Annotated in this window: 19 protein-coding genes and 1 tRNA gene; 17 read left to right on the top strand and 3 right to left on the bottom strand. The window is 75.0% G+C overall.

Annotation, left to right across the window (positions count from 1 at the left end; all coding sequences use genetic code 11):
- Positions 1 to 25 precede the first annotated feature (25 nt).
- From ACUW6W_RS02290 to ACUW6W_RS02360, 15 genes are all read left to right on the top strand, one after another.
- A complete protein-coding gene (locus ACUW6W_RS02290; protein WP_078025513.1) occupies positions 26 to 781 on the top strand; it encodes a VIT1/CCC1 transporter family protein in 756 nt (251 codons plus the stop codon).
- A 467-nt stretch (positions 782 to 1,248) separates the two neighbouring features.
- Complete coding sequence (gene rpmB / locus ACUW6W_RS02295; protein ID WP_002858335.1) at positions 1,249 to 1,485, top strand: 50S ribosomal protein L28; 237 nt, start codon at positions 1,249 to 1,251, stop codon at positions 1,483 to 1,485.
- A gap of 1 nt (position 1,486) precedes the next feature.
- A complete protein-coding gene (gene rpmG / locus ACUW6W_RS02300) occupies positions 1,487 to 1,654 on the top strand; it encodes a 50S ribosomal protein L33 (RefSeq protein WP_002858336.1) in 168 nt (55 codons plus the stop codon).
- A 1-nt stretch (position 1,655) separates the two neighbouring features.
- Positions 1,656 to 1,961: a 30S ribosomal protein S14 gene (gene rpsN / locus ACUW6W_RS02305; protein ID WP_002858338.1), complete on the top strand. Its 306-nt coding sequence runs from the start codon at positions 1,656 to 1,658 to the stop codon at positions 1,959 to 1,961.
- A gap of 229 nt (positions 1,962 to 2,190) precedes the next feature.
- Positions 2,191 to 2,472 carry an HU family DNA-binding protein gene (locus ACUW6W_RS02310; RefSeq protein ID WP_002858339.1) on the top strand — a complete coding sequence of 94 codons (282 nt, stop codon included), beginning with the start codon at positions 2,191 to 2,193 and terminating at the stop codon, positions 2,470 to 2,472.
- A gap of 157 nt (positions 2,473 to 2,629) precedes the next feature.
- Positions 2,630 to 3,325, top strand: a complete 696-nt coding sequence (locus ACUW6W_RS02315) for a hypothetical protein (protein WP_036339774.1) — start codon at positions 2,630 to 2,632, stop codon at positions 3,323 to 3,325.
- 110 nt (positions 3,326 to 3,435) lie between these two features.
- Positions 3,436 to 4,119 (top strand): copper resistance CopC family protein, encoded by a 684-nt coding sequence (locus tag ACUW6W_RS02320; protein ID WP_216880059.1) that lies wholly within the window; start codon positions 3,436 to 3,438, stop codon positions 4,117 to 4,119.
- A 103-nt stretch (positions 4,120 to 4,222) separates the two neighbouring features.
- On the top strand, positions 4,223 to 4,852 hold the full coding sequence (locus tag ACUW6W_RS02325) for a copper chaperone PCu(A)C (RefSeq protein ID WP_155934304.1): 630 nt from the start codon (positions 4,223 to 4,225) through the stop codon (positions 4,850 to 4,852).
- Positions 4,839 to 6,251 (top strand): Dyp-type peroxidase, encoded by a 1,413-nt coding sequence (locus ACUW6W_RS02330; RefSeq protein ID WP_061873115.1) that lies wholly within the window; start codon positions 4,839 to 4,841, stop codon positions 6,249 to 6,251. The genes ACUW6W_RS02325 and ACUW6W_RS02330 overlap by 14 nt, the downstream gene beginning before the upstream one ends.
- A gap of 73 nt (positions 6,252 to 6,324) precedes the next feature.
- The gene (locus tag ACUW6W_RS02335) at positions 6,325 to 8,583 is read left to right on the top strand and encodes a cytochrome c oxidase assembly protein (protein WP_163721018.1); all 2,259 of its coding nucleotides are present in this window, start codon (positions 6,325 to 6,327) and stop codon (positions 8,581 to 8,583) included.
- Positions 8,573 to 9,427 carry a hypothetical protein gene (locus ACUW6W_RS02340; protein WP_228070732.1) on the top strand — a complete coding sequence of 285 codons (855 nt, stop codon included), beginning with the start codon at positions 8,573 to 8,575 and terminating at the stop codon, positions 9,425 to 9,427. The genes ACUW6W_RS02335 and ACUW6W_RS02340 overlap by 11 nt, the downstream gene beginning before the upstream one ends.
- 94 nt (positions 9,428 to 9,521) lie before the next feature.
- Positions 9,522 to 11,621 carry an NHL domain-containing thioredoxin family protein gene (locus ACUW6W_RS02345; protein WP_144918903.1) on the top strand — a complete coding sequence of 700 codons (2,100 nt, stop codon included), beginning with the start codon at positions 9,522 to 9,524 and terminating at the stop codon, positions 11,619 to 11,621.
- Positions 11,622 to 11,661: 40 nt separating this feature from the next.
- On the top strand, positions 11,662 to 12,141 hold the full coding sequence (locus tag ACUW6W_RS02350) for a flavodoxin domain-containing protein (protein ID WP_454179728.1): 480 nt from the start codon (positions 11,662 to 11,664) through the stop codon (positions 12,139 to 12,141).
- 124 nt (positions 12,142 to 12,265) lie between these two features.
- Entirely contained in the window at positions 12,266 to 12,859 is a 594-nt protein-coding gene (locus ACUW6W_RS02355) for a hypothetical protein (RefSeq protein ID WP_144861991.1), read from the top strand.
- Positions 12,860 to 12,903: 44 nt separating this feature from the next.
- Positions 12,904 to 13,863, top strand: a complete 960-nt coding sequence (locus ACUW6W_RS02360) for a diaminopimelate dehydrogenase (RefSeq protein ID WP_454179730.1) — start codon at positions 12,904 to 12,906, stop codon at positions 13,861 to 13,863.
- Between the two features lie 55 nt (positions 13,864 to 13,918).
- Here the strand turns inward: ACUW6W_RS02360 and ACUW6W_RS02365 are convergent, their stop codons facing one another.
- Entirely contained in the window at positions 13,919 to 14,899 is a 981-nt protein-coding gene (locus ACUW6W_RS02365) for an AEC family transporter (protein ID WP_095353958.1), read from the bottom strand.
- A 260-nt stretch (positions 14,900 to 15,159) separates the two neighbouring features.
- Between ACUW6W_RS02365 and ACUW6W_RS02370 the strand changes: the two genes are divergently transcribed.
- Positions 15,160 to 15,606 (top strand): DUF2087 domain-containing protein, encoded by a 447-nt coding sequence (locus ACUW6W_RS02370; RefSeq protein ID WP_095353956.1) that lies wholly within the window; start codon positions 15,160 to 15,162, stop codon positions 15,604 to 15,606.
- 167 nt (positions 15,607 to 15,773) lie between these two features.
- Here ACUW6W_RS02370 and ACUW6W_RS02375 read toward each other — a convergent pair.
- Positions 15,774 to 15,847, bottom strand: a tRNA-Gly gene (locus tag ACUW6W_RS02375).
- Between the two features lie 99 nt (positions 15,848 to 15,946).
- A complete protein-coding gene (locus ACUW6W_RS02380; protein WP_223247468.1) occupies positions 15,947 to 16,120 on the bottom strand; it encodes a hypothetical protein in 174 nt (57 codons plus the stop codon).
- Between the two features lie 168 nt (positions 16,121 to 16,288).
- Here ACUW6W_RS02380 and ACUW6W_RS02385 point away from each other — a divergent pair, with 168 nt between their 5' ends.
- Positions 16,289 to 17,818 carry a hypothetical protein gene (locus tag ACUW6W_RS02385; RefSeq protein WP_206496707.1) on the top strand — a complete coding sequence of 510 codons (1,530 nt, stop codon included), beginning with the start codon at positions 16,289 to 16,291 and terminating at the stop codon, positions 17,816 to 17,818.
- Position 17,819: the final 1 nt, after the last annotated feature.

The raw sequence follows: 17,819 nt of genomic DNA on the forward strand, positions 1-17,819 counted from the left end.
CGCCCCGCGCCGCGACCATGGAGACATGTCGCACACGTCTGAACAGTCCTCGCCCCTCGCCGATCAGGTCCCGCCGGGCGGTCCCGACGAACCGCACGCCGCCGAAGGCGTGCATGCCCGCCTCAACTGGCTCCGCGCGGGCGTGCTCGGCGCCAACGACGGCATCGTGTCCGTCGCCGCCACCGTCGTCGGAGTCGCCGGTGCGACGACGGCGCTCACCCCGGTCCTGCTGGCCGGTGCCGCCGCCGTGGTCGGCGGCGCCTTCTCCATGGCGCTGGGCGAGTACGTGTCCGTCTCCTCGTCCTCCGACTCGCAGAAGTCGCTGATCGCCAAGGAGCGCCGCGAGCTCGAGGAGGATCCCGAGGGCGAGCTGGAGGAGCTCGTGCAGCTCTACGAGGCGGACGGCCTGAGCCGGGCCACGGCCGAGGCCGCTGCGCGGGAGCTCACCGAGAAGGACGCGCTCGCCGCGCATCTGCGCATGGAGCTGGGCATGGCGGAGGAGGACGTCGTCAGCCCCTGGGCTGCCGCCGGGGCCTCCTTCCTCTCGTTCCTCGTGGGCGCGCTGCTGCCCTTCCTGACGGTCGTCCTGGCGCCGGTGGACTTCCGTATCCCGCTCACGTTCGGGGTCACCCTCGTGGCCCTCGCTGTGACCGGCTGGGTCGGGGCCCGGCTCGGCGACGCGCCCGCGCTGCGGGCGGCCGTGCGCGTCGTCCTCGGCGGTGCCCTGGCGCTCGGCCTGACCTTGGCGGTGGGCTCGCTGCTGGGGGCGTCGGTCGCCTGATCCGCGCCGCAGGGGTGGGCCGGCCCAGCGCCCGTGGCCGCGCCGAGCCGTGGCGAGCGGAGCGGCCCTGGGGGCCGAGGACCGTGCGCATACCACAGGCGCCCCCCGTCGAGTTGAAGCGACGCCCACGGTTCGCGTAAGGTGGGACGGCGCACGCCGCGTTGTTCTCGTCGTTCCATCGGTCAGGTGACCGGGGGGCGGCGGGTCGGAAAAGCAACGCGCTCCCGCAGACCGGATCCCGGGACGTCCTCAGGACGGACCGGGGCTCACCGTCCACACCAGCGATCCCATAAGGAACTTCGGTTGGCTCTCACCCAGCCTGGTCCCCCTTTTCGAGAAGTCGCAGTAAGAGTGCGGTGTCCACACCCGGGGCGGGGCTCACAACAGGTGTCCGCGGACAGGTCCGCGGCTCGCCGCCATGCGGGTTCCGCCCGTCCTTTTACTACTACTTGCCACGAGGAGTGATCATGGCAGCTCACTGCCAGGTAACCGGGGCTGGGCCGGGATTCGGCCACAGCATCTCCCACTCGCACCGTCGCACCAAGCGCCGGTTCGACCCCAACATCCAGAAGAAGACCTACTGGGTCCCCTCCCTGCGCCGCAACGTCACCCTGACGCTGTCCGCCAAGGGCATCAAGACCATCGACGTGCGCGGTATCGACGCCGTCGTGGCGGACCTGATCGCGAAGGGAGTGAAGCTCTGACATGGCCAAGGACAAGGACGTTCGTCCGATCATCAAGCTGAAGTCCACCGCCGGCACCGGGTTCACCTACGTGACCCGCAAGAACCGCCGGAACAACCCGGACCGCATCACCCTGAAGAAGTACGACCCGGTGGTCCGCAAGCACGTCGACTTCCGAGAGGAGCGCTGAGATGGCCAAGAAGTCCAAGATCGCCAAGAACGAGCAGCGCAAGGCCATCGTGGCCCGTTACGCCGAGAAGCGTCTCGAGCTGCGCAAGACCCTCGTGGACCCGAACGCGTCGGACGAGGCCCGCGAGGCCGCCCGCCTGGGCCTGCAGAAGCTGCCCCGCGACGCCTCCCCGGTCCGCGTGCGCAACCGCGACGCCATCGACGGTCGCCCCCGCGGCACCTTCCAGCGCTTCGGCATCTCCCGCGTGCGCTTCCGCGACATGGCGCACCGTGGCGAGCTGCCCGGCGTGACCAAGTCCTCCTGGTGACCTGAGGCCCGGTCTCCGGGCGCTCGGCACCACCGCGACGGCGGCGTCCCTCCTCAGGAGGGGCGCCGCCGTCGTCGTGCCTCGGGGATCAGGGCCGCCCGGGTCACGGGAAATCGCGGATTCTCGCGGTTCAGGGGGCGATTCGCCCGCGGAGAGGTGGTACGTTCACAACTGGCAGCCCGGTCCGAACGGCCCGGGAACCGTAACCGACGTCCCATAGGGAGGACCCATGGCCATGAACCGCAAGGAACTCGTCGCCGCCGTCGCCGAGCGCTCCGGCAACACCCAGGCCGCCGTCAGCGATGTGCTGGACGCCCTCTTCGAGGTGTTCACCGCCCAGGTCAAGAAGGGCGAGAAGGTCTCGATCCCGGGCTGGCTGGCCGTGGAGCGCACCGAGCGCAAGGAGCGCACCGGCCGCAACCCGCGCACCGGCGAGGAGATCACCATCCCGGCCGGCCACTCCGTGAAGGTGACCGCCGGCTCCAAGCTCAAGGCCGCCGCCTCCGAGTGATCCCGGTCGCGGTGCGGGTCCCCGGACCCACGCCGCACGCCGCGGGACGGGCGTCGCACCCTCGGGTGGGGCGCCCGTCGTCGTCTGCGGGCGCGTAGGATGGGCGGACGATCGTCCGGCCGACGTGGGCCGGGGCCGTGCGGAGAGGAGTCGTGGCATGCGCAGCGCCGTCGCCGCCGCTCCGTGGGCCCCGTCCGGCCTCGAGGACGCCCCTCCGCGCGTCGTGCGTGGGCCGGCCCGTCTGGTCCGGGGCTGGGCCGGGGCCCTGGCGATGACCGCCCTGGCCGCGCTGTTCCACACCGCCGCCGAGCCCGGTCACGGGTTCCCCGAGGTCGGCGTGGTCGCCTTCGCGGCCGTCCTCGCCGCCCCGCTCTGCACCGCCCTGGCGGGCCGCGCCCTCTCGCTGTGGCGCACCGCCGCCGCCGTCGCGATCGCCCAGGGGCTGTTCCACGTGCTCTACGGGCTCGCCGCCGGCGGGCACGCCGTGGCGCCTGCCGCCGGCGTCGACCCGGCCCACCTCGGCCACGCCCGTCCCGGCACCGGGGCCCTCCTGGCGTCGGGGGAGGCCCTGTCCAGCGCCCCCACCGGCCACCTGACCGACCTGCGCATGCTCGCGGCCCATGTGATCGCCGCGGTCCTCACCGTGCTGGTGCTGCGGCGCGGCGAGGCCCTCGTGCTCACCATCGCCGAACGCGTGGTGGCCGCCGTCTGCCCGCCGCCGGCCGCGCACGGCCCCCTGCCGACGCCGGCCCGCGTCCGGGTCCCCGTCCCGCCGGCGCTCCGTCCGGCGACGTCCCTCGCCCTCCTCAGCTCTCCGGGGCGGCGCGGCCCGCCGTTCGCCCTCGCGGCCTGAGGACGCCGGCTCCGTCCGCGTCTCGAGGCCCGACCGCGCCCGACGACCCTTCGGAACGGTCCGCCCGCGACTCCCGTCCGGGACCGCGGCAGACCCGTGAGGACACCACCATGCATCACCAGACCACCCCTGTCCGCCGCGCCGCTCGCGCCGCCGCCGGACTCACCCTGCTGCCCGCCCTCGTCGTCGCCGGGGCCGCCCCCGCGGCCGCGCACGACGAGCTCATCCGGACCGCCCCCGCAGTCGGCGAGACGGCCACGACGGCGCCGTCGGAGGTCTCCCTGACCTTCAGTGGCGAGCTGATCGACGGCGAGGGCATCCAGAACCTCCTGCAGGTCCGCGACGCCGACGGCAATCAGTGGCAGTCCGCTGCCGGCACCGTGGACGGCTCCACCTTCTCCGCGCCGGTGTGCGAGGGGCTGCCCAACGGCGACTACGAGGTCGCCTACCGCGTCGTCTACTCGGACGGGCACTCCGAGGAGCGCTCGTTCGACTTCGCGGTGGACGACCCGGCCGCACCGGCCGCCGGCACCGCGCCCCAGGGCTGCGGCACCGCCGTCGCCGGGGCCTCGACCGCCGCCTCCCCGGAGGCCACGGCAGGTCAGGGCGACGCCGCCTCGGCCGAGGCGACCGCGCAGGCGGACGGCTCCGACGCCCCGCAGTCCGCGGACTCCGACGCGCTGCCCGCCTGGGTGTGGGTCGCCGGCATCGCCGGCCTGGCCGTGCTCGTGGTCGCCTTCCTCCTGATGGGCCGCCGCGCCCGCGCGCTCGGCCACCTCGACGACGGCCGCTGACCTCTGATCCCCGGTCGGCCCCCTGAGGGGGCCGGCCCCGCCCTCGCGCGCCCGAACGCCCCGCGCGTCGTCGCGCGCCCGCCTGACAAGGAACCCCACAGACGTGACCACCACCTCCCCCCGCGCCCCTCGCCGCCTCGGCGCCGCCGCCGTGCTCGCAATCGCGGCTCTCGGCCTGACGGCCTGCGCCGGAGACGACGCCGGCTCCGCCCCGAGCGCGTCGGACGCCTCGAGCGTCGCGCCGGCCACGGACGCCGCCCCGGCCTCGGATGCCTCGCCGGCCGCGTCCACCGCGGACGGCCAGGCCGCCGGCCTCACGATCACCGACCCCTGGACGAAGGCCACCGAGGAGGGCATGACCGGCTCCTTCGGCATGCTCGAGAACTCCTCGGACCAGGACCTGCACATCGTCGGCGTCCGCTCGGAGCTGGGCGAGACGGTCGAGCTCCACGAGATGGTCTCCGGCGAGGACGGCCAGATGGTGATGCAGGAGAGCCCCGACGGCTTCACCGTGCCCGCGGGCGGGAGCCTCGAGCTCGCCCCGGGCGGCAACCACGTGATGTTCATGGGCCTGACCGACCCGATCGAGCCGGGTGAGGACGTGACCTACGACCTCGAGCTGGAGGACGGCTCCACCCTCGAGGTCACCTCCGTGGTCCGGCCCTTCACCGGCGCCAACGAGTCGTACCACGGCGGCGAGTCCCACGAATCGGAGGACCATGCCGACCACTGACCCCGCCGTCCGGCCGGACGACCACCACGGGTCGGGCGGGCGCGAGGGCGCCCGCCCGGCCCCGGGGGGCCCCTCCCGCCGCGGCCTGCTCCTCGGGGCGGGCGCGGTGGGCGGCGGCCTGCTGGGCACGGCGCTCGGCTACGGCGCCGGCCACGCGTCGGCCTCGACCGCCCCGGGCGCGTCCGCCGCGCCCGGGGCGGGGGCCTCACCCTCCGAGGTCATGGGCGACACCGGCATCGAGGGCGACGTCGGCCGGGCCGGCTGGGCCGAGCCCGGCGGCCAGGCCGCCCGGGTGGCCGTCAGCTCGCCCGTGGGCACGGACACCGTGCCGTTCCACGGGCCGCGCCAGGCCGGCGTCGACACCCCCGCCCAGGCCCACGCCGTCTTCCTCGCCCTCGACCTGCGCGAGGACGCGGACCGGGTGCGCATCGAGCGGATGCTGCGCCTGCTCACCGACGACGCGGCGCGTCTGACCCAGGGCCGCGCCACGATCGCCGACACCGAGCCGGAGCTCGCCGCCGCCCCCGCGCGGCTCACCGTGACGTTCGGCTTCGGCCCGGAGCTCGTCCGCCGCGTGGCCCCGGACCGGGCCCCGGCCTGGCTGCGCCCGCTGCCGGCGTTCGAGCAGATCGACCGCCTGGACCCCGCGTTCAGCGACGGCGACCTGCTGCTGCAGATCTGCGGCGACGACCGGATGTCCGTGGCCCACACCCGGCGCATGCTCCTCAAGGCGGCCCGGCCGTTCGCCACCGAGCGCTGGGTGCAGGAGGGCTTCCGCTCCGCCCGCGGCGCCCACCCCACCGGCACCACGATGCGCAACCTCTTCGGGCAGGTGGACGGCACCGGCAACCCGGCGGCGGACACCCCGCACCTCGACCGCGTGGTGTGGGGCGTGGGCGCCGAGCAGGTGGGCGTCACCCCGTGGATCCCGGACGGCACGTCCGTGGTGATCCGGCGCATCGAGATGCTCATGGACACGTGGGACGAGCTCGACCGCCCGGCCAAGGAGAAGGTCATCGGCCGTCGCCTCGGCACCGGCGCCCCCCTCACGGGGGAGCAGGAGCACGACGAGCCGGACTTCGACGCCGTCGGCCCCACGGGCTTCCCGGTCATCTCGGACATCGCGCACCTGCGGCGGGCCCGTGGGGAGGAGCCCGAGTACGGGATGCTGCGTCGCGGCTACAACTACGACGACCCGCGCGGGGCGCTGGAGGCGGGCTCCGGCCTGATCTTCGCCGCCTACCAGGCGGACGTGGACCGACAGTTCGTCCCCGTCCAGGCCCGGCTCGCGGAGTCGGACCACCTGAACCTGTGGACCGTGCCCGTCGGCTCGGCGGTCTTCGCGATCCCGCCCGGCTGCGCCGAGGGCGGGTTCGTGGGCGACGCCCTGTTCGCCTGACCCAGGGGCCCGACGACGGCGGGGCCGCTCCCGTCGTCGCCGGGCGTCCGCATGCTTTGAGAGGATGGACCCCATGTCCGCCGCCACCGCCCCCGCCCGGGGCAGCCACCCCGCCGAGAACGACGACGCCGCCCGCCCCGGTCCGTCGGGGCCGGTCGGTGTGCCCCGGTGGATCTGGATGCTCGTGGCCGCCGCGGGAGCCGCCGGCCTCGCCGCCGCCGGCTGGCTGACCGGGGTCACCGCCGCGCGCCAGCTCTCCGACCCGGGGTGGATCACCCGCTGGGGCGTGCCCGTGGGGGAGCTCGTCTCCAACCTGGCGATGTCCCTGACCATCGCCGCGCTGATCTTCGCGGCCGGGGTCCTGCCGCCGCACGCAGCGGGCACGGAACGGTGGCACCGCTCCGCCCGGCAGCGGCGCGAGGATGCGGACGCCGCACCGCTGCCCGAGCACCCCGCGTTCACCCGCGTGATGCGGATCGCCGCCGTCAGCGCCGGCGTGTGGACGGTGGCCGCGCTGGCCGTCGGCGTGCTGTCCTACTCGGATCTCGCCGGCATCCCCGTCACGGCGGGGCAGGGCTTCACGGACGGCCTGGCGGCCTACGTGGTCGGCATCTCGGTGGGCCAGGCGTGGTTCTGGGTCACCGTGATCGCCGCCGTCGTGACCACGTTGGCGATCGCCGTCCGCTCCCACAACGGCCTGTTCTGGACCGGCATCCTGGCGATGCTCGCCCTCGTGCCCCTGGCCCTGATCGGGCACGCGGCGGGCGGTGACGACCACACCGGCGCCGTGAACTCGATCGGCCTGCACCTGCTCGGCGTCGTCGTGTGGGTGGGCGGACTGCTCGTGCTCGTCGCGATCTCGGACACCCTCGTGGGGCCCAACGGGGCGCAGGGGCGGGGCCGCAGCCTGCGCCGGCAGGGCCCGGCGCCCCTGCTGCACACGGTCCTGACCCGCTACTCCGTGCTCGCCGGGCTGGGCCTGGTCACGGTGGCGCTGTCCGGCGTGGTCAACGCGTCGATCCGCATGGACGATCCGGCCCAGCTGCTGAGCCCCTACGGCATCCTCGTGTCGGCCAAGTTCCTGGCGGCCCTGGGCCTCGGCCTGATCGGCCTGCTGCACCGCCGGTGGGTGATCCCCCGCCTCGACGCCGGCCCGGACCGTCCCAGCCCCGCCCCCGCGCGTCGCCTGCTGTGGCAGCTCATCGCCGTGGAGGCCGTGATCATGGGCGCCGTCATGGGCGTCTCCTCCGTGCTCTCCCGGACGGCCCCGCCCGTGCCGGAGGAGCTCGCGCCGGACGCCTCCCCGGCCCGCATCCTCACCGGCTACGAGCTGCCGCCGGCCCTCGAGGGCGCCCGGTGGATCACGATGTGGCGGTTCGACTGGCTGTGGGTCGCGATCATCGCGTTCCTGACCCTCTGGTACCTGCGCTCCGTGTGGCAGCTGCGCCGCCGCGGCGACCGCTGGCCCGTGCTGCGCACCGTCGCGTGGCTCGCGGGCCTGGCCGTGCTGCTGTGGGCGACCTCCGGGTCCCCGGCCGTGTACGGCCGCGTCCTGTTCAGCGCGCACATGGTGGGCCACATGACGCTGACGATGCTCAGTCCCGTCTTCCTCGTCCTGGGCGCACCCATCACCCTGGCGCTGCGGGCCCTGCCGTCCCGCACGGATGGGACGCGCGGCCCCCGCGAGTGGATCCTGTGGATCGTGCACTCCCCGTGGGGGCGGTTCATCACGAACCCGATCGTGGCGGGGGTCAACTTCGCCGGCTCGATCCTGGTGTTCTACTACACGGACTTCTTCCGGTTCTCGCTGGAGACCCACGTGGGCCACGAGTTCATGAACGTCCACTTCCTGCTGACCGGGTTCCTGTTCGCCCTGGTCATGATCGGCTCGGATCCGCTGCCGCGCCGGCCCCCGTACGCCCTGCGGCTCGTGCTCCTGATGGCCACGATGGTCTTCCACGCCTTCATCGGCGTCGCCATGACCACCTCCACCGGTCTGCTGCAGGCGTCCTGGTTCGGCAACATGGGCCGCGACTGGGGCCCCACCGCCCTCGAGGATCAGCGCATCGGCGGCGCGGTGATGTGGGGCATCGGCGAGTTCCCCACCGTGATGATGGCGGTGATGGTGGCCGTGCTCTGGTATCGCAGCGACCGCAAGAACGCGGTCCGGCTGGACCGGCAGGCCGACCGCGACGGCGACGCGGAGCTGCGCCGCTGGAACGAGATGTATGCCCGCATGCACGGCACCCCGGCCACCGACGCCCCGAGCGGCGCCGAGCCCGCGGCCCGTGACTCCTCCACCGGCCCCGAGGAGGCCCGTGATGTCCGCTGACCGTGTCCGTCCCCTCCGCCGCCCGGCCGCGCCCCGGCGTGGTCGGCTGCGCCTCGTGGCCGCCGTCGCCGCCGGCCTGCTGGCCCTGACGGGCTGCGGGGCCGGGGACAACGATCCGGCCGCCGCGTCCGTGCCCGCGGACGGGGTCCACGACGACGCCGGCACCGCGGTGCACACGGAGTCGGCGGCCCCGGAGGGGCTCGGCCTGGGCGACCGTCAGGACGAGCGCATGGCGGAGGCCGCGGCCGAGCGTGCGGCCACGTTCGGCTTCGTCCGGCAGCGGGCCGCCACGGCGGAGGAGATCGACGCGGCCCGCGAGGACTCCCGGGACCGGCGTGCGGACGCGGACCGGACCACCGTGCAGCCGGCGCAGTGCAAGGCGCCGCTGACCGCCCTGGACTTCTCTCCGATCGCCCTCGACGGGGCCGAGGCCACGCGCGTGGACGTCGGCGCCGACACCTTCACGGGCACGGGCACCGTGGAGGTCGCCCGGCTCACGGGCCAGGGCCGCCAGGACGTCGAGCGGCACATCCAGACCGTCAACGCCCTGCGCGCCGACTGCCGCGAGATGACCATGACCGTGCAGGAGGGGGACGCGACCGTCGACTACCGCCTCGAGGTCTCCGACGCGCCGCTGTCCGACGGCACGCCGGCGCAGTCCGCCCTCGTGTGGGAGCGGACCGTGGCCTCGGAGTCCGAGCCCCAGCTCACGGCCCAGGTGCTCACCGCCGTCACCTCCGACGCCGTGGTGATGGTCTCCTTCGTGGGCCGGCCCGAGGCCGGGCGCAAGGAGTTCACCCTCATCGCGGAGGAGATGCTGGCCGCCGCCCTGGCCGCCGACTGAGCCGGACCCGCCCGGCGGCGTCGTCTTTCCCCCTGTGACGCCGCGGCGTCCGCTCACGGCTGACGCGTCCGGGACGTGCGCCATGATGGTGGGCATGACCGCACCGCAGACCCCGAACCCCGCCCCGTCCGCTGACGCCCCCGCCGCCGTGCCGCGCGCGGCCACCCGGGTGCGCGCGTCCGAGCTGGTGGGCCGCGGCTGGCTGAACACCGGCGGTGAGCAGGTGACCCTCGAGGACCTGCGCGGCAAGGTCGTCCTCCTCGACTTCTGGACGTTCTGCTGCATCAACTGCCTGCACGTCCTGGACGAGCTGCGCCCGCTCGAGGAGGAGTTCGCGGACGTGCTCGTCACGGTGGGCGTGCACTCGCCCAAGTTCGAGCACGAGGCGGACCCGGACGCGCTCGCGGCCGCCGTCGAGCGCTACGCCATCGAGCACCCCGTGCTGGACGACCCCGAGCTGACCACGTGGCAGGCGTACTCGGCGCGCGCGTGGCCCACCCTCGTGGTGGTGGACCCGGAGGGCTACATCGCCGCGCACCTGTCCGGCGAGGGGCACGTGGCCGGGCTCTACGGGCTCGTGCGCGAGCTCGTGGCCGAGCACGAGGCCAAGGGCACGCTGCACCGCGGCTCCGGCCCCTACGTCCCGCCCGCGCCCGTGGCCCGGGACCTGTCGTTCCCCGGCAAGGCCGTGTCGCTCGGCGGCCGCGGCTCCCGCCCGGGCACGTTCCTCGTCTCGGACACCGGCCACCACCGCCTCCTGGAGGTCGCCGAGGACCTGACCACGGTGCTCCGCGCGTTCGGCGGCGGGGACCCCGCCACGGCGGACGCGGGCCAGGCCGAGCTCGCATTCCCCACGCCCGGGGAGAAGGGCCACGCGGACGGCGGGCCGGAGGACGCGCTGTTCAACGAGCCCCAGGGCCTGGCGCTGCTGCCCGAGGACGTCGCCCAGCGCGTCGGCTACGACGTGGTCGTGGCGGACTCCGTCAACCACCGGCTGCGGGGCCTGCGCCTGTCGGACGGGCACGTCAGCACCCTCGCCGGCAACGGCGTGCAGAAGCTCATCGACTCCGAGCGCGCCAAGGAGGCCGCCGCCGTCGACGACGAGGGGGACGTCGCCGTCGACCTCGCGGACCTGCCCGGGGAGCCGACCGCGATCTCGCTGTCCTCCCCGTGGGACGTCGTGTGGCACCCCGCCCTGGGGCGTGTGGTGATCGCGATGGCCGGCACGCACCAGCTCTTCGACTTCGACCCCGTCACGGGCGCGCTCGCGGTGCACGCGGGCACCGCGCTCGAGGGCCTGCTGGACGGCGACGCCGGACGGGCCTGGTTCGCGCAGCCCTCGGGGCTGTCCGTGGGCGCGGACGGCACGCTGTGGGTCGCGGACTCGGAGACCTCCGCGGTGCGCTGGGTGCGGACCGGGGAGGACGGGCGCCGCGAGGTCGGGACCGCCGTCGGGGCGGGCCTGTTCGACTTCGGCCACGTGGACGGGGAAGCGGGCCGCGCACGCCTGCAGCACCCGCTGGGCGTCACAGCCCTGCCGGACGGCTCCGTGCTGATCGCCGACACGTACAACGGCGCGATCCGCCGGTACGCCCCGGCCGGCGAGGACGCCGCGGGCCGGGCGGTCCCGGCCACGGTGACCACGGTGGCGCGCGGGCTGCTCGAGCCCTCGGACGTGCTCGTGGAGCACGACGCGGACGGGAACGACACCGCGATCGTGGTGGTCGAGTCCAACGCCCACCGGCTCACGCGGCTGGCGGTGCCGGAGGAGTTCCTCACCGTGGACGAGGGCGCGCGGCAGACGCAGCGTCCCCGCACCCCGGTGGTGGCCGGTGACCTGGACCTGACGATCGGCTTCGCCGCGCCCACGGGGCAGAAGCTGGACGACCGCTGGGGCGATCCCACGCAGCTGAAGATCTCCTCCTCCCCGGAGGAGCTGCTGCTCGAGGGCGCCGGCACGTCCACGGGGCTGCACCGGACGCTGCGGCTGAACCCCGAGGTCGAGGAGGGCGTCCTGCACATCACCGCTCGGGCCGCCGCGTGCGACGGGGAGAAGGGGCAGCCCATCCCGGACCACGCCGCCTGCCACCTGTACCAGCAGGACTGGGGCATCCCGGTCACGGTGCACACCCCGGACCGGGCCCCGGAGGGCGCCGAGACCCGCCTGGACCTGGACCTGCGCGGGATACACTGAGCGCGTCGTCCGCCCCCGACCCCGAAGGCTGCGCCCCACCATGACCACGCTCATCGTCACCTCGTCCGCCCACGGATCCACGCGAGAGATCGCCGAGCGTGTCGCGGAGGTGCTGCGCACGTCGCAGGCCGTCCCGACCGTGGTGGAGGACGTCGAGGGCGCCGCCGCGTGGCTGACCACGGCGGACGCGGTGATCGTCGCGGCCCCGGTCTACACGGGCTCGCTCGCCGCCGACGCGCGGGCGTTCCTCGACACCCGTCGGGCCGAGCTGGCGGACCTGCCGCTCGTGATCCTGGCCTCCGGCGGCGCGCCCGAGCTGGCGCGGCCGGTGCGGGAGAAGCTCGAGTCCTACGGTCCGCGCGAGGTGGCGTACTTCCGCGGGGCGCTCGTCGAGGAGCGCCTGGGCCGGCTGGAGAAGCTCAAGCTCAAGCTCTCCCGCAACGAGCACTACGGCGACTACCGCGACTGGGACGCCATCGAGGCCTGGGCCAAGACCTTCTCCGGCGCCGGCGTCCGCTGACCTCACCCACCGCGCTCGTCGACGAGACGGCGGGGGCGCAGGAGCCTCCACAGCCGCTTTCGTTGACGAAACGGCGCCGGAGGCTCTCGTGTCCGCAGCGGAGGCGAGCGGTTAGCCTGGCCGCATGTCCCCTTCCGCCCGTCGCCCCGCCGCGTCCTCCCGCCCCGCCCGGCCCCGCCCGACGACGGCGCCCTTCGCCCTGCCCGACCGGCCCGGGTGGGTGCGGCTCGCCGCGGGTGCGGTGGTCCCGGGCGTCATCGCCGCCGCCGCGGCGCTCGCGGCCCTGCAGGTGTTCGTCCTCAACCCGTTGGCCGCCGCGCCCGGCGACCGCGGCCTCGGGAGGATCTACGCGGACCTGAGCGCGGCGGGCCAGCTCGGCGTCCCCTTCGTCCTCTCGGCCGTGATCCTGGCGGCCGGGCTCGGCGTGGCCGCCGTCCTGTGGTTCCTCACGTGGCGTCGCGAGGAGGTCGACCCGCTGGCGGTCCTCGCCCTGGGCCTCGCCTCGCTCGTCGCCGCGTCCCCGGCCTACTTCATGGCCTCGTTCGGGCCGGGCATGGCGCTCGCGGACACCTACGGCGTCGGCGGGGCCGACCACAGCCCGTGGGCCTGGCCGATCTACGTGGTCAGCGTGCTGGCGTTGGCGGGGCTGGTCGCCGTCGTCGTGCTCCTGCTGCGCGGTCCGGCCGGCGGACTCGGCGCCCCGCGGCGCCGGGCCTAGGCTGGCGGGACCGACCTGACCACGACCCCTCCAGGAGGACGCACATGACCATCCGCGCCGGCATCGTCGGATACGGGAACCTCGGCCGCAGTGTGGAGAAGCTCGTGAAGCTCCAGCCGGACATGGAGCTGGTGGGCATCTTCTCGCGCCGCACCGGCCTGGACACGGACACGCCCGTGCTCCCGGCGGAGCGAGCCGCCGAGCACGCCGGGGAGATCGACGTGCTGTTCCTCTGCCTCGGCAGCGCCACGGACATCCCCGAGCAGGCGGCCGGCTACGCGCGGCACTTCACCATCGTGGACACCTACGACAACCACCAGCTCATCCCGCGGCACCGCGCCGAGATGGACGCCGCGGCCCGGGAGGGCGGGCACGTGGCGATGATCTCCACCGGCTGGGACCCGGGCCTGTTCTCGGTGAACCGGGTGCTGGGCGCCGCGCTGTTCCCGCAGCCGCAGCAGAACACGTTCTGGGGCAAGGGCCTCTCGCAGGGCCATTCCGACGCCGTCCGGCGGGTCCCCGGCGTGCGGCGCGGCGTGCAGTACACGATCCCCAGCGAGGAGGCGATCGCCGAGGCCCGCGCCGGACGGGGCGCCGAGATCACCGGCGCCTCCGCGCACGTGCGTGAGTGCTACGTGGTGGCCGACGAGGCCGACCACGCGGCCATCACCGAGGCCATCACCACGATGCCCGACTACTTCGCCCCGTACGAAACCACCGTGCACTTCATCTCCGAGGAGGAGTTCGAGCGCGACCACCAGGGCATGCCGCACGGCGGCCACGTCGTCACCTCGGGCGACCTCGGCGGCTCGCGCAGCGCTGTCGAGTTCGTGCTGGAGCTGGAGTCCAACCCCGACTTCACCGCCGCCGCGCAGGTCGCCGACGGCCGTGCCGCCGCGCGTCTGAAAGCCCAGGGGGAGACGGGGGCGCGCACCGTGCTCGAGGTCGCCCCGTACCTGCTCTCGCCCACGGGGCTGGACGAGCTGATCCGCCGGGACGTCTGAGCCGCGGCGAGGCGTCCGGCGCGGGGCACCGGGCCGGGCGCCGCCGTCGTCGGTCTCAGGCCAGCAGCAGGGCGACGGCGGTCATCGCGGGGATCGCCACGATCGTGGTGACGAGGATCGTGTCCTTGGAGACGCGCAGCCCCGCGTCGTAGCGCACGGCTGAGACGAACACGTTCTGCGCGGTCGGCAGGGAGGCCAGGACGACGGCGACGAACACGTGCCGCGCGTCCAGGCCGAACACGAACTGGGCGAGCAGCCAGGCCAGCAGCGGGTGGACCGCCAGCTTCACCGCCGAGGCCAGCAGGACGTCCGCGCGTCGCCCGCCGGCCCGCTCAAGCGGGCGCGAGCCGACCAGCGACATGCCGAACGCCAGGAGCATGGCCGGGATGGACAGCCCGCCGATCAGCTCCACGGACTCCATGAGCGGGCCCGGCAGCGACCAGCCGGTGAGCGAGAAGACGAGACCGGTCACCGAGCCCAGGATCAGGGGGTTGGTGGCCGTCTGGCGGATCTGGTCGGCCGCGGCGCGGCCGGGGGAGCGGCGCACCGCACGATGCCCGCCCGCCGCCGTGCGCCGTCGGGCCTCGCGGGCCGTGGCGGCGTCCATCGCGGCCACGTAGAGCGGCGTGTAGATCGCCAGCTGGAAGATGAGCGCCGGGGCGGCCAGGGCGGCGTCGCCGAGGACGTAGGCCGCGATGGGGATGCCGAGGTTTGCCGAGTTCACGAGCGAGGCGCTGAGCGCGGACATGATCCGCTCCGAGGCCGACCTGCCCTTCAGCAGCGGGACCGTCACCGCGAGGTACAGTGCGGCCGCCGCGAACGCGGACAGCGTGGCCACCCACAGCTGGGGGCCCAGCACGGCGCCCACGTCCGCGCGGGAGAGCGTGACGAACAGCAGCGCCGGGTTGCCGATGAAGAACGCCGCGCGGGAGAGCACGGTGCGGCCGTGCTCGCCGAGCACCCCCGTGCGCCCCACCAGGACGCCCACGAGGATGATCACCCACACGACCGCGAAGCCGGAGAGCACCTGGGTCACGGACGGGCCTCCACGGGGCGGGGCGGGGCGGTCCGCGGCGGGGTCAGGGGCATGGCGCGATCCTACGCCGCGGGCTTCGGCTAGCCTGGATCACGACGGCGGCGCCCACCGCCGAGCGCGCCACGCGGCCCGGCCCCGCGCGGCAGGGCCCTGCAGCCCGGCGCGAAGGGGAGCGGATCCTCGGGCCCGCCCGCACGCGACGGACGTCGTCCCCGACCCGCGGCGCGGCATGGCCGGGAGCGCGCCGGCGAGGATGCACCATGACCCGTCAGTCCGACCTCAAGACCCTGATCCGCGCCCGCATGGCCGTCACCGGTGAGCGGTACACCGCCGCGGCGGCGGCCCTCGCCGACGAGTGGCAGTCCGCCGAGCGCTACCACGCGACCGTGCTCGCCCGCTTCTTCGACGGGGACCGGCTGCGCTCCATCCCTGCGCGTCGCAAGCCGCGGGTGGCCGTCCTTCTCGAGCTGCTGCGTCGCTTCGGAGCGGGCCGCGCCTACGCGGAGGCCGAGGTCAACGACCTGCTGCGCCCCGCCCACGAGGACGTGGCCACGCTGCGTCGCGAACTCGTGGACTACGGGTTCCTCGACCGCGCCGACGGCGTCTACCGACTGGCGGACGCCGGGCCCGACCTCGACCCGCGCTTCGCCGCAGACCTGCCGGTCGACCTGGAACGCCGGCTGCGCGAGATCCGCGCGGGCGGTTGAGGGGAGCGGGACCCCGCACGTCGACCTGGAACGCCAGCGGTCGCCATGACACCGGAATGTGGCCGCATTCCGACGTCTTGCGTTCCCGGTGCGGCCGTGGCGGGGCGACGTGGACCGATACGGCCCCGGGTCCCTCGCGTGAGGGGCCCGGGGCCGTCGTCGTGGTGTGGAGCGGGCGACGGGAATCGAACCCGCGTATCTTGCTTGGGAAGCAAGCGCTCTACCATTGAGCTACGCCCGCGCAACCGCTCAGCTTCCGCCTGCGGCGCGGGCACCACCATACACCAGCCCGGCCGTGCGACCGGCCCCGCGTCGTCATTGAGCCCCGCGGACCCGTACGTCAGTGCACCGGGTCCGCTGCGGCGACCTCGCGCGCCCGCACCCGCCGCGTCGCCGCCCGGGCGCGCGAGCGACCGAACGCGTCCGCGTACCGCGTGAGCACCGGCCCGGCGATCACGATGGAGAACTCGCCGCGGATGGTCAGGGCCGCACCCGCGCGCCAGCGGCCGGCCACGCCGTTTCCCGAACGAAAGCGCACCAGGGGCCGCCGTTTCCCGAACGAAAGCGCACCAGGGGCCGCCGTTTCCCGAACGAAAGCGCGCCGGGGGCCGCTGGTAGAGTCCGAACCGCGCCCGGCCGCGGCCGGACGCGTCCGGCAGCCCCTGTCCCGGAAGGACGTCCCATGCGCGACACCACGGCCGACGCGGCCCAGGTCCCCGCCCGCCCCGACGACGCGGCGGTGTACCGCTACCTCGCGTTCGGGGAGGCGGACCGCCCCTTCCTCGTCGGCGGTCCCCGGCCCGCGCCGCTGGCCCCCGCTGCGACGCCGTCCCCGGTCGCCGACCTCGAGTCGGTCCGCGCCGCGATCCGCGCCCACGGCGGCCCCTTGGCCTCGACCGCGCACGTGTGCGGCCGCCCCGTCCCGACGCCTCCGGCCGCCGACGCGTCCCGCGGCCTGCGCGGTGCCGCGCGCACCCTGACCGCGACCCGCCGCGACGTCGCCGCCCGCCTGGCCGACTCCCGCGAGCGCGCCGACGTGCCCGTCGAGGCGCTGCTGAACTCGGCCTTCGTCGACGCCCACGCGGACGAGCGCCCCGCCGATCGCGGCGTGCCGCGCGGGCGGCTCGCCGGCCTGGTGGACGCCGTCCTCCCGCCGGCCCGCCACGCGGACGACGACGCCGCGGCCGGCCTGCTGCTCGCCCTGCGCGAGCCGGTCCGCGAGGTGTTCGCCTCCGACTCGTTCGCCGCCCGCCCGTACGCCGACGCGCCCACCGTCCGCGCGCTCTTCGAGGACTTCCTCGCCCACCCGCGCCGGCACGACCCCGAGCGCTTCTGGCGCCTGCTCAACCTCGAGCTCTGGCTGCGCGACGCGGTGGACGCGGACGCCGCCCCGGCCGGCCCCGCCACCGCGGTCGACGAGGCCCCCACCGCCCCGGCACCGGCCAAGCCGGACCACGAGCCGAACCCGGGCAAGGAGCTCGACCTGGTCTCCGCCGAGGACGGCCGCCGCTACCGCCGCTTCCCTGTGCAGACCGGCCTGGTGGACCGGGACACGGACCTGCAGGCCTACCTGCGCGGCGAGATTGAGGACTTCTTCCGCGACCTGCCCGCGGACGCGATGCCGCAGGACGCCCCGTGGCACTTCTCCGTGTCCGAGAAGATCGTGGCCATCACCCAGGGCCGCTCCTACTACACCTGGGAGGTCCGCCCCTCCGTGGCCGCCCGCGCCCTCTCCCGCCTGGTCACCCGCACGCCCGCGGGCATCGGCCTGGGCGACCCCACCACCATGCAGCTGGCCATCCAGGAGGCCGGCCTGCCGCGCATCGTGCTCTCCGCGGCCGCCGGCGCCGCCGGCAAGGTCGCCGGCAAGCGCGGTGTGTTCTACAACGTGGTGGGCGGCAACGTCCGCGCGATCGACGGACCCACCACCTACTCCACGTTCCCGGCCAACGTCTCCGCCAAGCTGCCCCCGGCCGAGCCGGACCGGGTGGCCGCCGAGGTCTCGGCGATGATCCGGGCGGCGGACATCCCGGCCTGGGCGAAGGCCTCCTTCGCCGGCACCGTCGTGATGGACGCCAACGACATCGGCCGCAACGCCCTCGGCAAGGACACGGCCGCGTCGGCCGCCGCCCTCGAGGCCGCCTTCGCGGACAACCCGCTGGGCCAGGGCCGCGAGCGCACCCCGCTGGCCGTCGTCGTGCGAATGGACTGAG

The sequence above is a fragment of the Micrococcus sp. 093350064-1 genome, assembly GCF_053627955.1.

Bases quoted from the DNA above. Each gene is read 5' to 3' on its own strand.
- ACUW6W_RS02355 (WP_144861991.1), top strand. From the start codon at position 12,266: ATGTCCCCTTCCGCCCGTCGCCCCGCCGCGTCCTCCCGCCCCGCCCGG.
- ACUW6W_RS02320 (WP_216880059.1), top strand. From the start codon at position 3,436: ATGCATCACCAGACCACCCCTGTCCGCCGCGCCGCTCGCGCCGCCGCC.
- ACUW6W_RS02370 (WP_095353956.1), top strand. From the start codon at position 15,160: ATGACCCGTCAGTCCGACCTCAAGACCCTGATCCGCGCCCGCATGGCC.
- rpsN (WP_002858338.1), top strand. From the start codon at position 1,656: ATGGCCAAGAAGTCCAAGATCGCCAAGAACGAGCAGCGCAAGGCCATC.
- ACUW6W_RS02310 (WP_002858339.1), top strand. From the start codon at position 2,191: ATGGCCATGAACCGCAAGGAACTCGTCGCCGCCGTCGCCGAGCGCTCC.
- rpmG (WP_002858336.1), top strand. From the start codon at position 1,487: ATGGCCAAGGACAAGGACGTTCGTCCGATCATCAAGCTGAAGTCCACC.
- ACUW6W_RS02360 (WP_454179730.1), top strand. From the start codon at position 12,904: ATGACCATCCGCGCCGGCATCGTCGGATACGGGAACCTCGGCCGCAGT.
- ACUW6W_RS02290 (WP_078025513.1), top strand. From the start codon at position 26: ATGTCGCACACGTCTGAACAGTCCTCGCCCCTCGCCGATCAGGTCCCG.
- ACUW6W_RS02330 (WP_061873115.1), top strand. From the start codon at position 4,839: ATGCCGACCACTGACCCCGCCGTCCGGCCGGACGACCACCACGGGTCG.
- ACUW6W_RS02345 (WP_144918903.1), top strand. From the start codon at position 9,522: ATGACCGCACCGCAGACCCCGAACCCCGCCCCGTCCGCTGACGCCCCC.
- ACUW6W_RS02385 (WP_206496707.1), top strand. From the start codon at position 16,289: ATGCGCGACACCACGGCCGACGCGGCCCAGGTCCCCGCCCGCCCCGAC.
- ACUW6W_RS02340 (WP_228070732.1), top strand. From the start codon at position 8,573: ATGTCCGCTGACCGTGTCCGTCCCCTCCGCCGCCCGGCCGCGCCCCGG.
- ACUW6W_RS02335 (WP_163721018.1), top strand. From the start codon at position 6,325: ATGTCCGCCGCCACCGCCCCCGCCCGGGGCAGCCACCCCGCCGAGAAC.
- ACUW6W_RS02315 (WP_036339774.1), top strand. From the start codon at position 2,630: ATGCGCAGCGCCGTCGCCGCCGCTCCGTGGGCCCCGTCCGGCCTCGAG.
- rpmB (WP_002858335.1), top strand. From the start codon at position 1,249: ATGGCAGCTCACTGCCAGGTAACCGGGGCTGGGCCGGGATTCGGCCAC.
- ACUW6W_RS02350 (WP_454179728.1), top strand. From the start codon at position 11,662: ATGACCACGCTCATCGTCACCTCGTCCGCCCACGGATCCACGCGAGAG.